The 21,569-nt window shown below is 74.0% G+C and carries 3 protein-coding genes; all 3 read right to left on the bottom strand.

Going from position 1 to position 21,569, the window contains the following annotated elements; all coding sequences use genetic code 11:
- Positions 1 to 57: 57 nt before the first annotated feature.
- From STRVI_RS17290 to STRVI_RS17280, 3 genes are read right to left on the bottom strand one after another with little or no spacing between them, the layout of a single operon-like run.
- A complete protein-coding gene (locus STRVI_RS17290; protein ID WP_014056959.1) occupies positions 58 to 6,321 on the bottom strand; it encodes a type I polyketide synthase in 6,264 nt (2,087 codons plus the stop codon).
- Between the two features lie 41 nt (positions 6,322 to 6,362).
- Positions 6,363 to 16,604 carry a type I polyketide synthase gene (locus STRVI_RS17285; RefSeq protein ID WP_014056958.1) on the bottom strand — a complete coding sequence of 3,414 codons (10,242 nt, stop codon included), beginning with the start codon at positions 16,602 to 16,604 and terminating at the stop codon, positions 6,363 to 6,365.
- A 24-nt stretch (positions 16,605 to 16,628) separates the two neighbouring features.
- A complete protein-coding gene (locus STRVI_RS17280) occupies positions 16,629 to 21,539 on the bottom strand; it encodes a type I polyketide synthase (protein ID WP_014056957.1) in 4,911 nt (1,636 codons plus the stop codon).
- Between the last annotated feature and the right edge of the window lie 30 nt (positions 21,540 to 21,569).

Genomic DNA, 21,569 nt, shown 5'->3' with positions numbered 1-21,569 from the left:
GGTCGTCGTTCCTTTCGCGGTACGGGAGGGCGCCTCGGCGGCGGGTGCGGGGCGGGGTCAGGCGCCGTCGCGCGGCAGGGACTCCAGCCAGTCCTCGATGGCCTGGGCGGTGGGGAGGGAGTGGTCCTCCATCATGGTGAAGTGGTTGCCGCGCACATCGACGACGTCGTGCGGCAGCTCCCAGAAGGACCGCCAGTCGGGCAGCTCCTCCAGCTTCAGCGAACCGGTGGACAGCGGCTCCAGCGCGCGCACGAGGAGGGTGGGGGTCGCGATCGGCTCGGGATCCCAGCGTCCGAAGAGATTGAGATACCAGCCCATGGCCGACAGCCGGTCGTCGTCCATGGTGACGAACACGCCCTCGCGCTCGGTCATCCCGTCCATGAGCGAGAGCCCGAACTGGTTGAGGATGCTGCTCTTGGGCACGTACGTGTCCACCAGCACCACCGCGGTCGGCTGAATGCCCATCCGCTCCAGATGTCCCGCCGCCGCATGGGCGAACCAGCCGCCCGCCGAGGAGCCCAGCAGCACGATCGGCGCCCCGTCCGCGGCCTGCGCCACCGCCTCGGCCTGGGCGGCGACCACCGCGTCCGCCGTCTCCGGAAGGGGCTCGCCGCGGCCGAAGCCCGGCAGCGCGAGCGCCGACACATCGCGCCGGCCCCGCTGCGAGGCCGCGAACCGCGCGTACTGGTGGATGCCCGCGACCGCCAGGCACGAGGAGAAGCAGAACATGTGCTGTTCGGCCGGGCCCTTGCTGAGCCTGACCGGCGTCGGCAGCTTCTCCAGCTCGGAGGTGGCGCTGAACCGGGGCCGCAGCGCCGCCGTGGCGTGCAGCAGGTCGAAGATCTCTTTCCATTTCCCGGTCTCGAACGCCTGGGTGTAGAGCGCGCTCAGCGTGGTGGACTCACCCGCGGCGGCGGCCGTCGTGCCCGTGGGTGTCTCCCCGGACGGGCCCGACTGCCGGGCCGCGGCCAGGTCCGAGCGGAGCCGGGCGGCCAGATCGGTGGGCGTCTCGTGGTCGAAGACGAGCGTGGCGGGAAGCCTCAGCCCGGTGGCCGCGTTCAGCCGGTTGCGCAGCTCGACCGCGGTGAGCGAGTCGAAGCCGGAGTCCACGAACTCATGGGTGGCGCCGATGGCGGACGGGTCCGGGTGGCCGAGCACGGTGGCCACCTGCGTTTGCACCAACTCCACCAGTACGGCGTCCTGTTCGGCCTCCAACAGCCCGGCGAGCCGTTCCCGCAGCGCGGAGTCGCCGCCCGGTGAGCCGGCGCGCGTGGTCGCGCCCGCCCGGCGCGCCGGTGCCCGCACCAGTCCGCGCAGCAGCAGCGGCACCGAGCCGGATCCGGCGTTCGCGCGCAGCGCCGCGAGGTCGAGCCGCATCGGGATCAGCAGCGGAGTGTCCAGGGCGAGGGCGGTGTCGAGCAGTTCCATGCCCTGTTCGGAGGTGAGCGCGGCCACGCCCGAGCGGGCGGCCCCGGCCGTGTCCGCCGTACCGGTCATCGTGCTGGTCTGCGCCCACAGCCCCCAGGCGAGGGAGTGGGCGGGCAGCCCCTGTGCCCTGCGGGCCTGCGCGAAGGCGTCGAGGAAGCCATTGGCGGCCGCGTAGTTGCCCTGTCCGGCGCCGCCGAGCACCCCGGCGGCCGAGGAGAAGAGCACGAACGCGGCCAGGTCCAGCTCCCGGGTGGCCTCGTGGAGGTGGAGTACGGCGTCGGCCTTGGGCCGCAGCACCGTGTCCATCCGCTCGGGGGTGAGCGAGGAGATCACCCCGTCGTCCAGGACCCCGGCGGTGTGGAACACCCCGGTCAGCGGGTGGTCGCCGGGCACCTGGGCCACCAGGGCGGCCACGGCGTCCCGGTCGGCGGTGTCGCACGCCGCCACGGTCACGGTGGCGCCGAGCGCGGTCAGTTCGTCCCGCAGCCGCCCGGCGCCCCCGGCGGCCGGTCCCCGGCGGCTGGTCAGCAGCAGATGGCGGACACCGTGCCGGGTCACCAGGTGGCGGGCGAGCAACCCGCCGAGCGTCCCGGTGGCGCCGGTGATCAGAACGGTGCCCTCGGGGTCCAGCGCACGCGTGGCGCCGGTCTCGCCCTGGGCGCGGGCGAGCCGCGGGGTGTGCGCCTGGCCGGCCCGCAGGGCGAGCTGCGGCTCACCGGAGGGGAGGACCGCCGGGAGGGCCCGTACGGACTCCTCGTGCTGGTCGAGGTCGACGAGGGTGAACCGGTCGGGGTTCTCCGACTGCGCGGAGCGCACCAGGCCCCAGACGGCGGCGCCGGGCAGATCGGTGACGTCCGCGCCGGGCGCGGTGGCCACGGCGCCGCGGGTGATGAACACCAGCCGGGAGTCGGCGAACCGCTCATCGGCCGACCAGCTCCGGGCCAGCTCCAGGGCGGTGCCCAGGGAGGCCCGTACCGCGTCGGCCGGTGCGCCGGGCCCGGTCTGGCAGCACACCAGGACCGCCGCGGGGGCGGCCGTACCGGCGTCGACGGCCGCGCCCAGCGACGCCAGGTCCACATACGACTCCAGGTGGACCCCGGCGGCGAAGAGGCTCTCGGTCACCTCCAGTCCGTCGTCGCCGACCAGCGCGGCCCGGGTCAGCGGGGTGGCCGGGGCGGAACCGGCGAGAGCGGGCCAGTCGAGCTGGAACAGTGCCTCGTTGCTCGCGGCGCGGGCGCCGCTGAGCTGGTCGCCGGTCATCTTCCGCAGCAGCAGGCCCTCGACGGTGGCCACCGGGCGGCCGGTGGGGTCGGCCACCGCGAGCGCCACGGTGTCCTCCCCGGCCGGGGAGATCCTCACCCGCACCTCGTCGGCCCCGGCGGCGTGCAGCGACACCCCGGTCCAGGAGAACGGCAGCCGCCCCTGCGCCGTCCCGGGGTCCTCTCCGGCGAAGAGGGTGCCGAGTGCGATGCCGTGCAGGGAGGCGTCGAGCAGCGCCGGGTGGATCCCGTACGCGGCGGCGGCCGACCGCTGCTCCTGGGCCAGCCGTATCTCGGCGAACACCTCGTCGCCGCGCAGCCAGGCGGCCCGCAGGCCCTGGAACGAGGGGCCGTAGCCGAAGCCGCCCGCCGCGTACCGCTCGTACATGTCGCTGACGTCGAGTTCGGTGGCGTCCGCCGGAGGCCACGCGGTCAGCTCCGCGGGGGTGGCCGGTGCGGCGGTGGCGAGCGTGCCGGTGGCGTGCGGGGTCCACGGCTCGCCGAACCCGGCGCCCTCGGGGCGGGAGTGGACGTTCAGCGGGCGCCGTCCGCTCTCGTCGGGTTCCCCTGCGGTGACGCGGAGGGTGAGCGCGCCACGGGCGGGGAGGATGAGCGGCGCCTGGAGGGTCAGCTCCTCGACCTGGTCGCAGCCGACCTGGTCCCCGGCCTGGATCGCGAGCTCGAGGAACGCGGTGCCGGGGAAGAGGACCGTGCCGGAGACGGCGTGGTCGGCCAGCCAGGGCTGGGCGGCCAGGGACAGCCGCCCGGTGAGCACCAGGCCGTCGGTGTCGGCGAGTTCGACGGCGGCGCCCAGCAGCGGATGCCCGGCGGCGCCGAGACCCGCGGAGGTCACGTCGCCGGCCCGGTCGGTGCCGTCCAGCCAGTAGCGCTGCCGCTGGAAGGCGTACGTGGGCAGCTCCACCCGGCGGGCGCCACGGCCCGCGAACACCTGCTCCCAGTCCACCTCGCCGCCGAGGGCATGCACCCGGCCGACCCCGGCCAGCAGCGACTCGGCCTCGCCACTGTCCTTGCGCAGCAGCGGGACGAACGCGACGGCATCGGTGTCGGCCCCGGCCAGGCACTCCTGGCCCATGGCGGACAGCACACCGACCGGGCCCAGCTCCACACAGCGGGTCACACCCTGGTCCTCCAGGAACCGCATGCCGTCCTGGAACCGCACCGGCTGCCGCACATGGCGCACCCAGTAGTCGGGCGTGCACAGCTCCTCGGCCGCCGCCTCGCCGGTCACATTGGACACCACCGCGATCCGGGGGGTGCTGTAGGACAGCTCGCCGACGACCTTGGCGAACTCCTCGAGCATGGGGTCCAACAGCGGCGAGTGGGCGGCGACGCCGACCCGCAGCCGCTTGCTCCGGACGCCCACCGCTTCCGCGATCCGCAGGACGGTCTTCTCGTCACCGGAGATCACCGTGGCGGCCGGGCCGTTGACCGCGCCCAGGGCCACCTGGTCCTCGTGGCCCGCCAGATGGGGCAGCACCTCGGCCTCGCCGGTCTGCAGCGAGACCATCGCGCCTCCGGCGGGCAGCGCATCCATCAGCCGGCCCCGGGCCGCGACCAGTGCACAGGCGTCCGGCAGCGCGAACACGCCCGCCACATGGGCCGCCGCCAGCTCGCCCACCGAGTGGCCGACCAGGAAGTCCGCGGTCACGCCCCAGGACTCCAGCAGCCGGTACAGCGCCACCTCGACGGCGAAGAGGCCGGTCTGGGTGTAGAGGGTCCGGTCGAGCAACTCGGCGTCCTCGCCGAAGACCACGTCGCGCACCGCGTGCTCGGCATGGCCGTCCAGGTGGCGGTCGAGTTCGGCGCAGACGGTGTCGAACGCGGCGGCGAAGACCGGGAAGGCGGTGTGCAGGGCGCGTCCCATGCCGAGCCGCTGTGCGCCCTGCCCGGTGAACAGGAACGCCGTCTTGCCCGCGCCGGCCACCGCGCCGGACGTGACACCGGAGGCCAACTGGTCCAGTTCGCCCAGTAGTTCGGCTCGGCTCGATCCCACGACCACCGCGCGGTGGGTGAAGGCGGAGCGGGTGAGCGCCAGCGAGTAGCCGATGTCCACCGGGGACGGCTCGGGCGCGCCCGCCACATACGACCGCAGTCGCGCGGCCTGGGCCCGCAGGGCCTCCTCGGTCCGCCCCGACAGCGGCCACGGCACCAGGTCACAGGCGGCGGCGGGCCCGGTGTCCGCGGGGGCTTCGGCCTCGGTCTCGTCCTCGTCCTCGGGCTCCTCGGCGGGGGCCTGTTCCAGGATCACATGGGCGTTGGTGCCGCTGAATCCGAAGGCGGATACGGCGGCGCGGCGCGGCCGCTCGGTGTCCGGCCCGGGCCACGGCCTGGCCTCGGCCAGCAGCCGTACCGCTCCCGACCCCCAGTCGACGTTGGGTGTCGGCTCCTCGGCGTGCAGTGTCTTGGGCAGCACGCCGTGGCGCAGCGCCAGCACCGTCTTGATGATCCCGCCGACGCCCGCGGCGGCCTGGGTGTGGCCGATGTTGGACTTCAGGGAGCCGAGCCACAGTGGCCGGTCCTCGGGACGGTTCTGGCCGTAGGTGGCGAGCAGGGCCCCGGCCTCGATGGGGTCGCCGAGCGAGGTGCCGGTGCCGTGGGCCTCGACGGCGTCCACATCGGCGGCGGTGAGCCCGGCGTCGGCCAGCGCCTGCCGGATGACGCGCTGCTGGGAGGGGCCGTTGGGGGCGGTGAGCCCGCTGCTGGCGCCGTCCTGATTGGTGGCGGAGCCGCGGACGACCGCGAGCACCCGGTGGCCGTTCTCCCGCGCGTCGGACAGCCGCTCCACGAGCAGCATGCCCACGCCCTCGCCCCAGCCGGTGCCGTCGGCGGAGGCGGCGAACGCCTTGCAGCGTCCGTCGGAGGCGAGCCCGCGCTGTCGGCTGAAGTCCACGAAGGCCACCGGTGTGGACATCACCATCGAGCCGCCGACGAGGGCGAGTTCGCACTCCCCCCGGCGCAGCGCCTGCGCGGCGAGATGCAGGGCCACCAGCGAGGACGAGCAGGCGGTGTCCACGGTGACCGCGGGGCCTTCGAGACCGAAGGTGTAGGCGATACGGCCGGAGGCGATGCTGCCGGAGCCACCGCTGCCGACGTAGCCCTCGACATCGTCGGGCACCTGGCGCAGCCGGGTCGCGTAGTCCTGGTACATCACCCCCGCGAAGACGCCGGTACGGCTGCCGCGCAGCGTGGCCGGGTCGATCCCGGCCCGCTCCAGGGCCTCCCACCCGGTCTCCAGCAGCAGCCGCTGCTGGGGGTCCATGGCCAGCGCCTCGCGCGGGGAGATGCCGAAGAAGGCGGGGTCGAAGTGGTCGGCGTCGGTGACGAAGCCGCCTTCCCGCGCATAGCTCGTCCCCGGTTTGTCCGGGTCCGGGTCGTAGAGGGCCTCCAGGTCCCAGCCCCGGTCGGCGGGGAACTCGGTGACGGCGTCCCGGCCGTTCGCCACCAGCTCCCACAGGTCCTCCGGGGACGCCACACCGCCGGGGTAGCGGCAGGCCATCCCGACGATGGCGATGGGCTCGTGGTCCTTGGCCTCGGCCTCCTGAAGGCGCTGGCGAGTGCGGTGCAGATCCGTGGTCACTCGCTTGAGGTAGTCGCGGAGCTTTGCCTCGCTCACCGTTTACCGCCCATCTCTTTGTATTCCAAATCCGGGTACTGTCAGGACAGGCCGAGTTCGTTCTCGATGAAGTCGAAGATCTCGTCGTCCGAGGCGGCGTCGATGCGGCCGGCGACCGCGTCCTCCGGGCCCTGGCCGAGCCGTACCAGCAGGTCCTGCAGACGCGAGGCGAGCGTGGTGCGCGCCTCCTCGTCGGTGGCGACCCGGGCCAGATTGCTTTCCAGGGCGTCGAGTTCCGGAAAGGCCATCGACGCGGCGGTGAAGGTCTCCGGGGCGATCTCCGCCTCCAGGTACGCGGCGATCGCCGTGGATGTGGGGTAGTCGAAGAGCAGGGTGACCGGCAGCCGCCGACCGGTGGCCTTGCCGAGCTGATTGCGGAGTTCGACCGCGGTGAGCGAGTCGAAGCCGAGGTCCAGCAGACCGCGCTCCGCCTCGACGGCGGCCACCGAGTCGAAGCCCAGTACCCCGGCCACGGTCGTGCGGACCAGGTCCAGCAGGAACCGGCCGCGCTCGGCCTCCGGCAGGCTGGACAGATGCTGCTTGAGGCCCTCGGGCCGCGCGGACGCGGCCCCGGCCCCGGCCCCGGCCCCGGCTCCCGCTCCCCCGACGGCCCGTCGGGCGGGCTTGGCGGGCGCGGCCCTCACCAGCCCGCGCAGCAGCGCCGGTACGTCACCGGAGCGCGCCCCGAGCCCCGCGGTGTCGAGCCGCATCGGCAGCACGACGGCGGCGTCCACGGCGCGTGCGGCGTCGAAGAGCCTGGCGCCGTCCTCCGAGGAGAACGGGACGATGCCACCGCGCGCCAGCCGGTTCAGATCGGCGCCTTCCAGCTTGCCGGTCATGTCGCTGCGCTGGGCCCACAGCCCCCACGCATGCGACTGGACGGGGCGGCCCTGGGTGCGGCAGTGCTGGGCGAAGGCGTCGAGGAAGGCGTTGGCCGCCGAGTAGTTGCCCTGGCCCATCCCGCCGAAGGTGCCGGCGATGGAGGAGAAGAGGACGAGCGCGGACAGGTCCAGGTCGCGGGTCAGCTCGTACAGGGTGAGCGCGGCGTCGACCTTGGGCCGCAGCACCCGGTCCATCCGCTCGGGGGTGAGGGAGGACACCACACCGTCGTCCAGGACGCCCGCCGTGTGCACGACGGCCGTCAGCGGATGGGCGGCGGGGACGGTGGCCAGCAGCGCCGCCAGCGCCTCCCGGTCGGCCACATCGCAGGCGGCGAGGGTGACCTCGGCGCCCAACTCGGTGAGTTCCGTGCGGAGTTCGGCAGCGCCTTCGGCGTCCGGTCCGCGGCGGCCGGCGAGCAGCAGATGCCGCACTCCGCCCTCGGCCACCAGATGGCGGGCGATGACCCCGCCGATGGTGCCGGTGGCCCCGGTGACCAGCACCGTGCCCTCGGGGTCCCAGGCGGGCGGGGCGGTGTCGGGGGCGGGGGTGGTGGCGAGCCTGGCCACCGTGATGTCGCCCCGGCGCACCGCCAGTTGCGGCTCGTCGAGGGCGAGCGCGGTCGGCAGGGCGCCCACCGACTCCTCGTGCTCGTCGAGGTCGACGAGCACGAACCGGTCGGGGTTCTCCGACTGCGCGGAGCGCACCAGGCCCCAGACGGCGGCGTGGGCCAGATCGGGCACCTCCGCGCCGGGCGTGGTGGCCACCGCGCCCCGGGTGACGAACACCAGGCGGGAGTCGGTGAACCGCTCCTCGGTCAGCCAGGCCCTGACCAGCGCGAGCGCCCGGTGGGTCGCCGTCCGTACGGCGCCGGCCACCCCCTGGGGCTCCGGTGCGCAGGGCACCAGCACGGTGGCGGGCATGGCGGCCGGGTCGGCGGGCAGCGCGTCCAGGTCGCGGTAGGTGTGCGCGTCGAGTCCGACCAGCTTGAAGTCGTCGTCGCCGAGCAGGCCCCAGCTTCCGGCGGGGTGCTGCTCGGGCGCGGCGGCGGAGATGTCGGCGGCCACCCAGTCGAGCCGGTAGAGCGTGTCACCGCCGGTGGCGGCGTCGCCGAGCCGTTCGGGCCGCTTGCGCAGCACGAGGGATTCGACGGTGGCCACCGGCCGGCCGATGGTGTCCGCCACGGTCAGTGCCACCGTGTCGGCGCCGCCTGGTGTGAGCCGCACCCGTACCTCACCCGCCCCGGCGGCGTGCAGCGACACCCCGGTCCAGGAGAACGGCAGCCGGCCCTCGCCGTCCTGGAACGTCGGGCCGAGCGCGATGGTGTGCAGCGCGGCGTCCAGCAGGGCCGGGTGCAGCCCGTAGCCGGTGGCGGCGGACTGCTGCTCCTGGGCCAGCCGTACCTCGGCGAACACCTCGTCGCCGCGCAGCCACGCCGCGCGCAGCCCCTGGAACGAGGGGCCGTAGCCGAAGCCGCCCGCCGCGAACCGCTCGTACAGGTCCTCGACCTCGATCGGCTCGGCGCCCGGCGGCGGCCACGCCCCGCCCAGGTCGTAGGAGCCCTCGGCGGCGCCGACCGCCAGCACACCGGTGGCGTGCCGGGTCCACGGCAGCTCGCGCTCCGCGTCCTCGGGGCGGGAGTAGACGTTCAGTGTGCGGTGGCCGTCCTCGTCGGGCGCGTCCACCACCAGTTGAAGGGTGACGGCTCCGCGCTCGGGGAGGCTGAGCGGCGCCTGGAGGGTCAGCTCCTCGACCCGGTCGCAGCCCACCTGGTCACCGGCCTGGATCGCGAGTTCCAGGAACGCGGTGCCGGGGAAGAGGACCGCGTCCAGGACCGCGTGGTCGGCCAGCCAGGGCTGGCCGCGCGTGGACAGCCGGCCGGTGAGCACCAGGCCGTCGGTGCCGGCCAGTTCGACGGCGGCGCCCAGCAGCGGATGCCCGGCGGCGCCGAGACCGGCCGAGGCCACATCGCCCACGCCGGCGGGCGCGTCCAGCCAGTAGCGCTGCCGCTGGAAGGCGTACGTGGGCAGCTCCACCCGGCGGGCGCCACGGCCCGCGAACACCTGCTCCCAGTCCACCTCGCCGCCGTGAGCATGCACCCGGCCGACCCCGGCCAGCAGCGACTCGGCCTCGCCACGGTCCTTGCGCAGCAGCGGGACGAACGCGACGGCATCGGTGTCGGCCCCGGCCAGGCACTCCTGGCCCATGGCGGAGAGCACACCGGCGGGGCCGATCTCGACGAAGCGGGTCACCTTCCGCCCGGCGAGGAAGCGTATGCCGTGGCCGAAGCGCACCGCCCGGCGGACGTGGCGCACCCAGTACTCCGGTGAGCACAGCTCCTCGCCCGCCGCCTCACCCGTGACGTTGGAGACCACCGCGATCCGCGGCGCGGAGTAGCCGATCCCGGCGGCCACCGTGCCGAACTCGGCGAGCATGGCGTCCATCAGCGGCGAGTGGAAGGCATGGGACACGGTGAGCCGCTTGCTCTTGACCCCGGCCGCCTCCGCGATCCGCAGGACGGTCTCCTCGTCACCGGAGATGACGGTCGCCAGCGGCCCGTTGACCGCCGCCACGCTCACCCGGTCCTCATGGCCTTCGAGATGCGGCAGCACCTCGGCCTCGGCCGCCTGGAGCGACACCATGGCGCCGCCCTCCGGCAGCGCCTGCATCAGCCTGCCCCGGGCCGCCACCAGCGCACAGGCGTCCCGCAGCGAGAACACCCCCGCCACATGGGCCGCCGCCAGCTCGCCCACCGAGTGGCCGACCAGGAAGTCCGGGCGCAGGCCCCAGGACTCGACGAGCCGGTAGAGCGCCACTTCGAGGGCGAACAGCCCGGTCTGCGTGAACACGGTCCGGTTCAGCGGCTCCGGGTCCTCCCCGAACACCACCTCCCTCACCGAGCCGGCCAGATGGGGGTCAAGCTCCGCGCACACCGCGTCGAACGCCACCGCGAACACCGGGAAGGCGTCGTACAACTCCCGTCCCATACCGGGTCGTTGCGCGCCCTGTCCGGTGAACAGGAAGGCGGTCTTCCCGGTGTCGGCCAAGGTCTCCTGGGCTGTCCCCGAAGCCAGTTCCGCCAGGCCCCGCAGCAGCTCCTCGCGCTCGGCGCCGACGACCACTGCGCGGTGGCCGAAGGCCGAGCGGCTCGTCGCCAGCGCGTAGCCGACGTCCACCGGGCGCAGCTCCGGCCACTCCTCCAGATGGGCCCGCAGCCGCCCGGCCTGCGCCCGCAGCGCCGTCTCGCTCCGCCCGGAGAGCACCCAGGGCACCACATCGGAGCCGATCGACCGCTCGGCCACCGGCGCGGCGGGCTCGGGGCCCTGCTCCAGCACCACATGCACATTCGTGCCGCTGACACCGAAGGCGGACACGCCCGCGCGCCGCGGCCGTCCCGTCCCGGGCCACTCCCGGGCCTCGGTCAGCAGCTCCACCGCACCGGCCGACCAGTCCACGTCGGGCGAGAGCGCATCGGCGTGGAGGGTCTTCGGCAGCACACCGCGGCGCAGCGCCAGCACCATCTTGATGATTCCGGCGACACCCGAAGCGGCCTGGGTGTGGCCGATGTTGGACTTCAGCGCGCCCAGCCACAGCGGCCGGTCCGTGTCCCGCCCCTGGCCGTACGTGGCCATCAGGGCCTGTGCCTCGATCGGGTCGCCGAGCCGGGTGCCGGTGCCGTGGGCCTCGACCGCGTCCACGTCGGCGGCCGACAGGCCCGCACCGGCCAGCGCCTGGCGGATCACCCGCTGCTGGGAGGGGCCGTTGGGGGCGGTGAGGCCGTTGGAGGCGCCGTCCTGGTTGACGGCGGAGCCGCGCACCAGCGCCAGCACCTCGTGGCCGTTGGCCCGCGCGTCCGAGAGCCGCTCCAGCAGCAGCATGCCGACGCCCTCGGCCCACCCGGCGCCGTCGGCGTCCGCCGAGAACGCCTTGCAGCGGCCGTCGGGGGCCATGGCCCGCTGCCGGCTGAACTCGATGAAGGTGTCCAGCGTGGACATCACGACGACGCCGCCCGCCAGCGCCATCGAGCACTCCCCCTGGCGCAGCGCCTGGACCGCCTGATGGAGGGCGACCAGCGAGGACGAGCAGGCGGTGTCGACGGTGACCGCGGGGCCTTCGAGGCCGAAGGTGTACGAGATGCGCCCGGACGCCACGCTGCTCGCGCTGCCGGTGGCCAGATAGCCCTCGAACTCCTCGGGCGCGCGGCCGAAGCGCGATCCGTAGTCGTTGTAGCTGGCGCCGATGAAGACTCCGGCCTGGGTGCCCTTCACCGAGGCCGGGTCGATCCCGGCCCGTTCGAACGCCTCCCAACTTGTCTCCAGCAGCAGCCGCTGCTGCGGGTCGATGGCAAGTGCCTCGCGCGGGGAGATCCCGAAGAACTCGGGGTCGAAGTGGTCGGCCTCGTGCAGGAATCCGCCGCCGGTGGCGTAGAAGGTTCCCGGCTTGTCGGGGTCGGGGTCGTAGTGGCCCTCGATGTCCCAGCCGCGGTCGGTGGGGAAGTCCGACACGGCGTCGCGGCCGTCCATCAGCAACTGCCACAGCTCCTCGGGGGTGGTCACCCCGCCGGGCAGACGGCAGCTCATGGCCACGATGGCGATCGGATCGTCGTCGACCGCGACGGTGGCGGGCACCGGGCCCGCCGGGGCGGTGGCATCGGTGCCGTCGGCGCCGCTCTCGGCCAGCAGGAAGCGGGTCAGCGCGGTGACGGTCGGGTAGTCGAAAACGAGGGTGACCGGCAGCCGCAGCCCGGTGGCCGCGTTCAGCCGGTTGCGCAGGTCGACGGCGGTGAGCGAGTCGAAGCCCAGCTCGCGGAAGGCGCGCCCGCACTCGACCGCCGTGGTGTCGGGATAGCCCAGCGCGGCGGCCACTTCGGTGCTGACGAGGTCGGCCAGTGCCTCCTCGGCCTCCTGCGGCGACAGTCCGGCCAGCCGCTGGGCGAGCGGGGTGTCCGCGTCGGCCGTGGTGGCCGCCGCCGCGCCCGTCCGCCGGGCGTCGGGGAGTTCGCCGAGCACGGCGGCCCCGTCCAGCGAGGGGGTGGCGGCGATGAGCCGGTCCCACTCGATATCGGCCACGGCCACATGGGTGTCGCCCACGTCCAGGGCGCGCTGCAGGGCGCCGATCGCCGGGTCGGGCGCCATCGCGGGCATACCGGTGGCCCGCAGCCGCGCTTCGACCGCCTCGTCGACCAGCCCGCCACCGGACCAGGCGCCCCAGGCCACGGAGGTGGCGGGGAGGCCCTGGGCGCGGCGGGCGTGGGCGAGCGCGTCGAGGAAGGCGTTGGCGGCCGCGTAACTGCCCTGGCCGGGGCCGCCGAGCGTGCCCGCGAAGGAGGAGAAGAGCACGAAGGCGGACAGCTCGCGGTCGCGGGTGAGTTCGTGCAGATGGAGTGCCGCGTCCACCTTCGGGCGCAGCACCCCCTCGGCGCGCTCGGGGGTGAGGGTGTCGAGCACCCCGTCGTCCAGGACGCCCGCGGTGTGGACGACCGCGTCGAGCGGGGCCTCGTCCTCGTCCAGCGTGGCGAGGAGGGCGGCCAGCGCGTCGCGGTCGGCGGCGTCACACGCGGCCACGGTCACCCGGACCCCCGACTCGCGCAGCTCATCGGCGAGTTCGGCCGCCCCGGGGGCCTCGGGGCCCCGGCGGCTGGTGAGCACCAGGTGTTCGGCGCCACCCCTGGCCAGCCAGCGCGCCACATGGGCGCCCAGGCCGCCGGTGCCGCCGGTCACCAGCACCGTGCCGCGCGGCCGCCACGGCGCGGTGGCGTCGGTCAGCGCCGCCGAGGCCCTGACCAGCCTGCGTCCGTGGACGCCGGAGGCGCGCACCGCCACCTGGTCCTCGCCGGTCGACCGGCCCGCGAGCACTCCGCACAGCCGCGCGATGGCGCGGTCGTCGAAGGTGCCGGGCAGATCGACCAGACCGCCCCGGCGCCGCGGATACTCCGCGGCGGCGATCCGGCCCAGGCCCCAGGTGAGGGCCTGCAGCGGGTGGTCCAGCACGTCCGCACGGCCCACGGACACCGCCCCGCGCGTGGCATACCAGATGGGGACGTCGGCGCCGGTGTCGCCGAGCGCCTGCAGCAGGGCGAGGTTGAGGGCGAGGCCGAGCGGCTGCGCCGTGCCCGCCCCGTACGGCTCCTCGGCGAGCGCGAGGAGCGAGAGCACCGCGGTCGGGGGCGCGTCCGCCGTCGGTGACGCGTCCACGGTCGGTGACGCGTCCACGGTCGGTGACCCGTCAGCCGTCGGTGACCCGTCAGCCGTCGCCTCGCCGAGCCTGCGGGCGAGCGCCTCGCGTACGGCGTCCGCCTCCGTCAGCTCCACCAGCCGCACCTGGGCGCCGCGTTCCCGCAGCGCCTCCGCGACCCGCGCGCCTTCCGGCGCTCCGGCGGGCGCGGCGATCAGCCAGGTGGCACCGGCCGACGACCGGTCGTGGGGTGCGGTGAGCGCGTCGCCCAGGGGCTGCCAGGTGATGTGGTAGCGCCAGGAGTCGAGTACCGACCGCTCGCGGCGCGCCCGGCGCCATGAGGCCAGTGCCGGAACCACCATGGCCAGGGACGACTCCTCGGCGTCCACCTCCAGCGCGGTGGCCAGCGCCGCCAGATCCTCGCGCTCCACGGCGTCCCAGAAGTCCGCGTCCACCGCGTCGCCTTCGACGGCGGGTGCCGAGGAGCCCTCGAGCCAGTAGCGCTGCCGCTGGAAGGCGTACGTCGGCAGTTCGACGACCGACGCTCCCGTCCCGGCGAACACCGCGGCCCAGTCGACGGCCACCCCACGGACGAACGCCTCACCCAGCGAGGCCAGCAACCGCTCCGGACCGCCCTCGTCACGTCGCAGCGACCCCACCACCACCGCGTCCTCGACGGTCGCCTGCAACGGCATCGTCAGCACCGGATGGGGGCTCATTTCGAGGAACGTCCCGAACCCGGTCGCCGACAGAGCCCGCACCGCCGACTCCAGCTCCACCGTCTCCCGCAGATTGGTGTACCAGTACCCGGCGTCCAGACCCGCGGTGTCCAGGGGTGTGCCCGTCACGGTGGAGTGGAAGGTGATGTCCGAGGTGCGCGGGCGGATCGGGGCGAGGAGATCGAGGAGTTCGTCGCGCACCTCTTCGACATGGGCCGAGTGGGACGCGTAGTCCACCGGAATGATCTTCGCCCGTATGTCCTCGGCCTCGCACTCCGCCTGGAGTTCACGCAGCGCCTCGGGATCACCGGACACCACGATCGAACCGGGGCCATTGACCGCCGCCACCGAGATACGGCCCTCCCAAGCCGTGATCCGCTCACGCACCCGATCGGCACTCTGAGCGACGGACATCATGCCGCCGTGTCCGGCAAGGCCCCGTGCGATGGCCTGCGACCGCAGCGCCACCACCCGCGCCCCGTCCTCCAACGACAACCCACCCGCCACCACCGCCGCAGCGATCTCCCCCTGCGAATGCCCCACCACCGCCGCAGGCACCACCCCACACGACCGCCACACCTCCGCCAACGACACCATCACCGCCCACAACGCCGGCTGCACCACATCCACCCGACCCAACCCCGGACCCCCACCCCGCAACACCTCGCCCAACGACCACTCCACAAACTCCGCCAGCGCCACCTCACACTCCGCCAACCGCCCCGCGAACACCGGCGAGGAATCCAGCAACTCCACCGCCATCCCCACCCACTGCGACCCCTGCCCCGGAAACACGAACACCGGACGGGCGTCGGTCGCCATCACTCCCTCTCCGCGCACCACGTGCGGGGACGCGCCGCCCGACGCCAGCGCGCCGAGTGCGTCGATCAGCTCGTCACGGTCGCCGCCCAGGACCAGCGCACGGTGGTCGAAGCGGCCACGGGTGGTGGCGAGCGAGTGGCCGATGTCGGCCGGGGACAAGCCGGGGCGCGCGGTCACATGGGTCAGCAGCCGCTCGGCCTGCGCCCGCAGGCCCGCCGCGCTCTTGGCCGACAGCACCCACGGCACCACTCCCCCGCCCACGGGGGCGGTCCCGTCGGGCGAGGTGTCGGAAGGCTCCTCCTCGGGCGCCTCCTCGATGATGGTGTGCACATTGGTGCCGCTGGCCCCGAAGGCCGAGATACCGGCCCGGCGGGGCTCCTCGCCACGCGGCCACTCCCTGGCCTCGGTCAGCAGCTCCACCGCCCCCGCCGGCCAGTCGATCCGCGAGGAGCTCTCCTCGGCGTGGAGCGTCTTGGGCAGCAGGCCGTGGCGCATGGCCTGCACCATCTTGATGACACCGCCGACACCCCCGGCGGCCTGCGGATGGCCGATGTTGGACTTCAGCGAGCCGATGAGTACGGGGCGGTCCGCCGCGCGGTCCTTCCCGTACGTGGCGAGCAGCGCGCCCGCCTCGATCGGGTCGCCCAGCGGGGTACCCGTGCCATGGGCCTCGACCGCGTCGATCTGCTCCGCCGTCAGGGCGGCGTTGGCCAGCGCCTGGCGGATCACCCGCTGCTGGGAGCGGCCGTTGGGGGCGGTGAGGCCGTTGCTGGCGCCGTCCTGGTTGACGGCGGAGCCGCGCACGAGCGCCAGCACCGTGTGGCCGTTGCGCCGGGCGTCCGAAAGTCGCTCCAGCAGGAGCATGCCGATGCCCTCGCCGAGGCCCATGCCGTCGGCGCCCTCGGCGAACGCCTTGCAGCGGCCGTCCTGCGCCAGTCCGCGCTGCCGGGCGAAGCCGATGAGCCCCATCGGGGCGCCCATCACGGCGGCGCCGCCCGCGAGGGCGAGGGAGCAGTCGCCCTGGCGCAGCGACTGGCAGGCCAGGTGGAGGGCGACCAGCGAGGAGGAGCAGGCGGTGTCGAGGGTGACGGCCGGGCCCTCCAGGCCGAGGGTGTAGGCGATGCGGCCGGACATGATGCTCGCGGAGATGCCCGTGACCAGGTGGCCCTCCAGCCCTTCGGGCATATGAGGCCAGTCGGGGATGTAGCCCTGGTAGGCGGCGCCCACGAAGATGCCGGTCTTGCTGCCACGCAGGCCCGCCGGATCGATTCCGGCGCGCTCGAACGCCTCCCAGGAGGTCTCCAGCAGCAGCCGCTGCTGCGGGTCCAGCACGGTGGCCTCGCGGGGCGAGATGCCGAAGAACGCCGGGTCGAACTGGTCGGCGTCGTGGAGGAATCCGCCCTCGGTGGCGTAGACGGTGCCCTGCCGGTCGGGGTCCGGGTCATAGAGGTTCTCCAGGTCCCAGCCGCGGTTGCCGGGGAAGCCGGAGATGGCGTCGCGTTCGCCGGTGACCAGCTCCCACAGGTCCTCGGGGCCGCGCACATCGCCCGGGTAGCGGCAGCTCATCGCCACGATGGCGATGGGTTCGCGGGACGCGGCGGTGAGTTGCTGATTGGCCCGGCGCAGCCGTTCGGTCTCCTTCAGAGACTCCCGCAGCGCGCCAACGATCTTGTCGGTTGGGTTTGCCATTGTCAGCTCCGCAGTCGAGTCTCGTCAGAGGTCGTTCTTGTCGTAGGCCATGCGGACGAGGTCATCCACGTCCAGGTCGTCGATGGACTCGGCGGGCTCCTCGTCCACCGGTCCGGTGGCGGGGTCGTGGGAACCGGCCAGCCGCAACAGCTCGTCCAGCAGCCCGGATTCGCGGAGCCGGAGCAGGGGGATGGAGGTCAGCGCCGCGCGGACCTCGGCCTCCTCGGCCTGCTCGGGGTCGAGGCCGGTGCCCGCGGTGTCATCGGGGAAGAGTTCGGCGCCGATGTGTCCGGCGAGCTCCTCCGCGCTCGGGTAGTCGAAGACGACGGTGACGGGGAAGCGGAGCCCGGTCGCGGTGCCCAGGCGGTTGCGCAGGTCGACGGCGCTCAGGGAGTCGAAGCCCAGTTCGCGGAAGGCGCGCTGGGCGTCGACGGCCTCCGGGCCGGGGTAGCCGAGCACGGTGGCGATCTGGGAGCGCACCAGCGACAGCACGGCCGCCTGCCGGTCCGCCGGGGCCAGGTCGGCCAGCCGGTCGCGCAGCGAGGAGGACTCACCGGTCGCGTCCGCCCCCGTGTCGGCGTCGGCGGCGAGGATCCGCGCCACGTCGGGCACCTGGCCGATGAGCGGGCTGGGCCGGGCCGAGGTGAAGACGGGGACGAACCGCTCCCAGTCCACGTCGGCGACCACCACCACGGTCTCGTCCCCGTCCATCACCTGCCAGAACGCGTCGATGGCGAGCCGGGGAGTCATGAACGGGATACCCCGGCCGCGCAGTTGCTCCTCGGCGAGGTTGGCGGCCATGCCGCCCTCCTCGGGGCTCCAGATGCCCCACACCACCGAGGTGGCGGTGAGGCCGCGGGCCCGGCGGTTCTCGGCGAGCCCGTCGAGATAGGCGTTGGCGGCGGCGTAGGCGCCGTGTTCGCCACTGCCCCAGACGGCCGAGATGGAGGAGAAGAGCACGAAGGAGTCGAGCGTGTCCCGGTCGAAGAGGGCGTCCAGGTTGGCGGCGCCCGCGACCTTGGCCTCCGCCGTGTCGGCGAACTCCGCCAGATCGGTGTCGGCGAGCGGGACGAGCACACCGGCACCCGCGATGTGCAGCACCGAGCGGATCGGCGGGCCCTCGGCCTCCACCTCCCGTACGAGCGCCTCCAGCGCGGCGCGGTCGGCCACATCGCACGCGGCCACGGTGACCTTGGCACCCAGTTCGGTCAGTTCGGCCTTGAGCTTGTCCGCGCCGGGCGCCTCGGGGCCACGGCGGCTGGTGAGCACCAGGTGTTCGGCACCGGCCTGGGCCAGCCGGCGGGCGATCTGGGCGCCGACGCCACCGGTGCCGCCGGTGAGCAGCACGGTGCCCTCGGGGGTCCAGGAGGCGCCGCTCCCCCGGTGTCCGGCGGCCCGTACCAGCCGCCGGGTGAACACACCGGAGGGCCGCAGGGCCAACTGATCCTCGTCGCCGAGACGGCCCGCGAGCGCGCCGCACAGCCGTGTGGTGACCCGGCCGTCGACGGTGCCCGGCAGGTCGATCATGCCGCCCCAGCGCTGGGGGTGTTCGAGGGCGGCGACCCGGCCCAGTCCCCATACGGCCGCCTGGGCGGGGCTGTCGAGCACATCGGTGCCGCCGACGGACACGCCCCCACGGGTGGCCAGCCACAGCGGGGCCGCCACCCCGGTGTCGCCGAGGGCCTGGACGAGGGCGAGGGTGAGCGCGAGTCCCATGGGCACCCCCGCGTGGCCGGGGTGCGGTGCGTCGGCGAGCCCGAGCAGGGAGAGCACCCCGGCCGGGGTGTCTCCGGCGGTGGCCTCGGCGAGCCGCGCGGCGACCGCGGCGCGGTCGGCCTCGGCCGCCTCGACGGTGACGACCGTGGCGCCGTGGGTCTCCAGACCGTCGCGTACGGCGTCGATGAACTCGGCGGCGGGGCGTCCGGCCGGGGCCACGAGCAGCCAGGTGCCGGTCAGGGCCGCCGAGGCCGGGTCCGGCACCCGGTTCCAGGTGACGTGGTAGCGCCAGGAGTCGAGCACGGACCGCTCCCTGCTGCCGCGACGCCATGAGGACAGCGCGGGGAGCACGGTCCGCAGCGACGACCGCTCCTCGTCGGCGTCCACTTCCAGCGCGGCGGTCAGCGCGGCCAGGTCCTCGCGCTCGACGGCATCCCAGAACTCGGCGTCCACCGGGTCGCCTCCGGTGGCGGCCGCCGGTGCCGGGGGCTGCTCCAGCCAGTAGCGCTGCCGCTGGAAGGCGTACGTCGGCAACTGCACGACGGACGCGCCCAGCCCGGCGAACACCGCGGCCCAGTCGACGGCCACCCCACGGACGAACGCCTCGCCCAGCGAGGCCAGCAACCGCTCCGGACCGCCCTCGTCACGTCGCAGCGACCCCACCACCACCGCGTCCTCGACGGTCGCCTGCAACGGCATCGTCAGCACCGGATGGGGGCTCATTTCGAGGAACGTCCCGAACCCGGCGGCCGACAGAGCCCGCACCGCCGACTCCAGCTCCACCGTCTCCCGCAGATTGGTGTACCAGTACCCGGCGTCCAGACCCGCGGTGTCCAGGGGTGTGCCCGTCACGGTGGAGTGGAAGGTGATGTCCGAGGCGCGCGGGCGGATCGGGGCGAGGAGGTCGAGGAGGTCGTCGCGCAGCTCCTCGACATGGGCCGAGTGGGAGGCGTAGTCCACCGGGATGATCTTCGCCCGTACGTCCTCGGCCTCGCACTCCGCCTGGAGTTCACGCAGCGCCTCGGGATCACCGGACACCACGATCGAACCGGGGCCATTGACCGCGGCCACGGAGATACGGCCGTCCCAGGCGGTGATCCGCTCGCGCACCCGATCGGCGCTCTGAGCGACGGACATCATGCCGCCGTGTCCGGCAAGGCCCCGTGCGATGGCCTGCGACCGCAACGCCACCACCCGCGCCCCGTCCTCCAACGACAACCCACCCGCCACCACCGCCGCAGCAATCTCCCCCTGCGAATGCCCCACCACCGCCGCAGGCGTGACACCGCATGCCCGCCACACCTCCGCCAACGACACCATCACCGCCCACAACGCCGGCTGCACCACATCCACCCGACCCAACCCCGGACCCCCACCCCGCAACACCTCGCCCAACGACCACTCCACAAACTCCGCCAGCGCCACCTCACACGCCGCCAACCGCCCCGCGAACACCGGCGAGGAATCCAGCAACTCCACCGCCATCCCCACCCACTGCGACCCCTGCCCCGGAAACACGAACACCGGCTTCCCGGCCGGGCCCGCCACTCCCTGGGCCACGAGGCCACCGGGCTCGCCCCGGGTGAGCGCCGTCAGGCCGCCGCGGAAGTCCTCGACGCCGCCACCGACCACCACGGCGCGGTGGTCGAAGAGGGCGCGGGTGGTGGCCAGCGAGAGGCCCACGTCGGCCGGGGGCAGCTCCGGATCCTCCGCGAGACGTGCCATCAGCCGTTCCGCCTGGGCCCGCAGGCCCGACTCGGTCTTGGCCGACAGCACCCAGGGCACCGTTCCGCCGCCCACCGGGGCGTCCCCCTCGACCGAGGTGCCCGAAGGCTCCTCGTCGGGGGCCTGCTCGATGATGGCGTGGGCGTTGGTGCCGCTGGCGCCGAAGGCGGAGACCCCGGCGCGGCGGACCCGCCCGGTCTCCGGCCACGGCCGGGCATGGGTGAGCAGTTCGACGGCGCCCGAGGACCAGTCCACGTTGGGCGACGGCTCCTCGACGTGCAGGGTCCTCGGCAGCACGCCGTGGCGGATCGCCTGCACCATCTTGATCACGCCGCCGACCCCCGCGGCGGCGGCCGTGTGGCCGATGTTGGACTTCAGCGAGCCGAGCCACAGCGGCCGGTCGGCCGGGCGCTTCTTCCCGTACGTGGCGAGCAGGGCGTTGGCCTCGATCGGGTCGCCGAGCGACGTTCCCGTGCCGTGCGCCTCCACCACATCGACATCGGCGCCGGACAGCGTGGCGTTGGCCAGCGCCTGCCGGATCACCCGCTGCTGTGCACGGCCGTTGGGCGCGGTGAGGCCGTTGCTGGCGCCATCCTGGTTGATGGCGGAGCCGCGGACGACCGCGAGCACGGTGTTGCCGTTGCGGCGGGCGTCCGAGAGCCGCTCCAGCAGCAGCACTCCGACGCCCTCGCCCCAGGCGGTGCCGTCGGCCGTCGAGGAGAACGCCTGGCAGCGGGAGGAGGTGGACAGCGCCCGCTGGCGGCTGAATTCGATGAAGCCGCTCGGCGTGGACATCACGGTGGTGCCGCCGGTGAGCGCCATCGAGCAGTCGCCCTGCCGCAGCGCCTGGCAGGCCATATGCAACGACACCAGCGAGGATGAGCACATGGTGTCGACCGTGACGGCCGGTCCCTCCAGGCCCAGGGTGTAGGCGACCCGACCGGAGAGGATGGCGCCCGAGGCGCCCATGGACATCTGGCCTTCGAGCCCTTCGGGCAGCTCGGTCAGACCACGGGCGTAGTCGAAGTCGGTGGCGCCCATGAAGATGCCGGTGTCGCTGCCGCGCAGGGAGCCCGGGTCGATTCCGGCCCGTTCGAAGGTCTCCCAGACCACTTCCAGCAGCAGCCGCTGCTGCGGGTCCATGGTGAGGGCCTCGCGCGGCGAGATGCCGAAGAACGCCGGGTCGAACTGGTCCACGTCATGCAGGAATCCGCCCTGGCGGGCGTAGGTGCGGCCCTCCCGGTCGGGGTCCGGGTCGAAGAGGTTCGGCAGGTCCCAGCCCCGGTCGGCCGGGAAGTCGCCCATGCCGTCCCGGCCTTCGGCGACGGCCTGCCACAGGTCCTCGGGGGACCGGATGTCGCCCGCGTAGCGGCAGTTCATCGCCACGATGGCGATGGGCTCGGGGGTCTGCAGCTCCTGGATCCGGCCGTGTGCCGCGCGGAGGTGGCCGGTGGCCCGCTTGAGGTAGTCGCGCAGCTTCTTCTCGTTGTCCATGGTCGTCAGCTCCTCAAGAGGGCCGGAACG

Source organism: Streptomyces violaceusniger Tu 4113 (genome assembly GCF_000147815.2).
Lineage (GTDB): Bacteria > Actinomycetota > Actinomycetes > Streptomycetales > Streptomycetaceae > Streptomyces > Streptomyces violaceusniger_A.
Note: the sequence above shows the minus strand (reverse complement) of the source record. Positions and strands in the feature narration are given on the sequence as shown.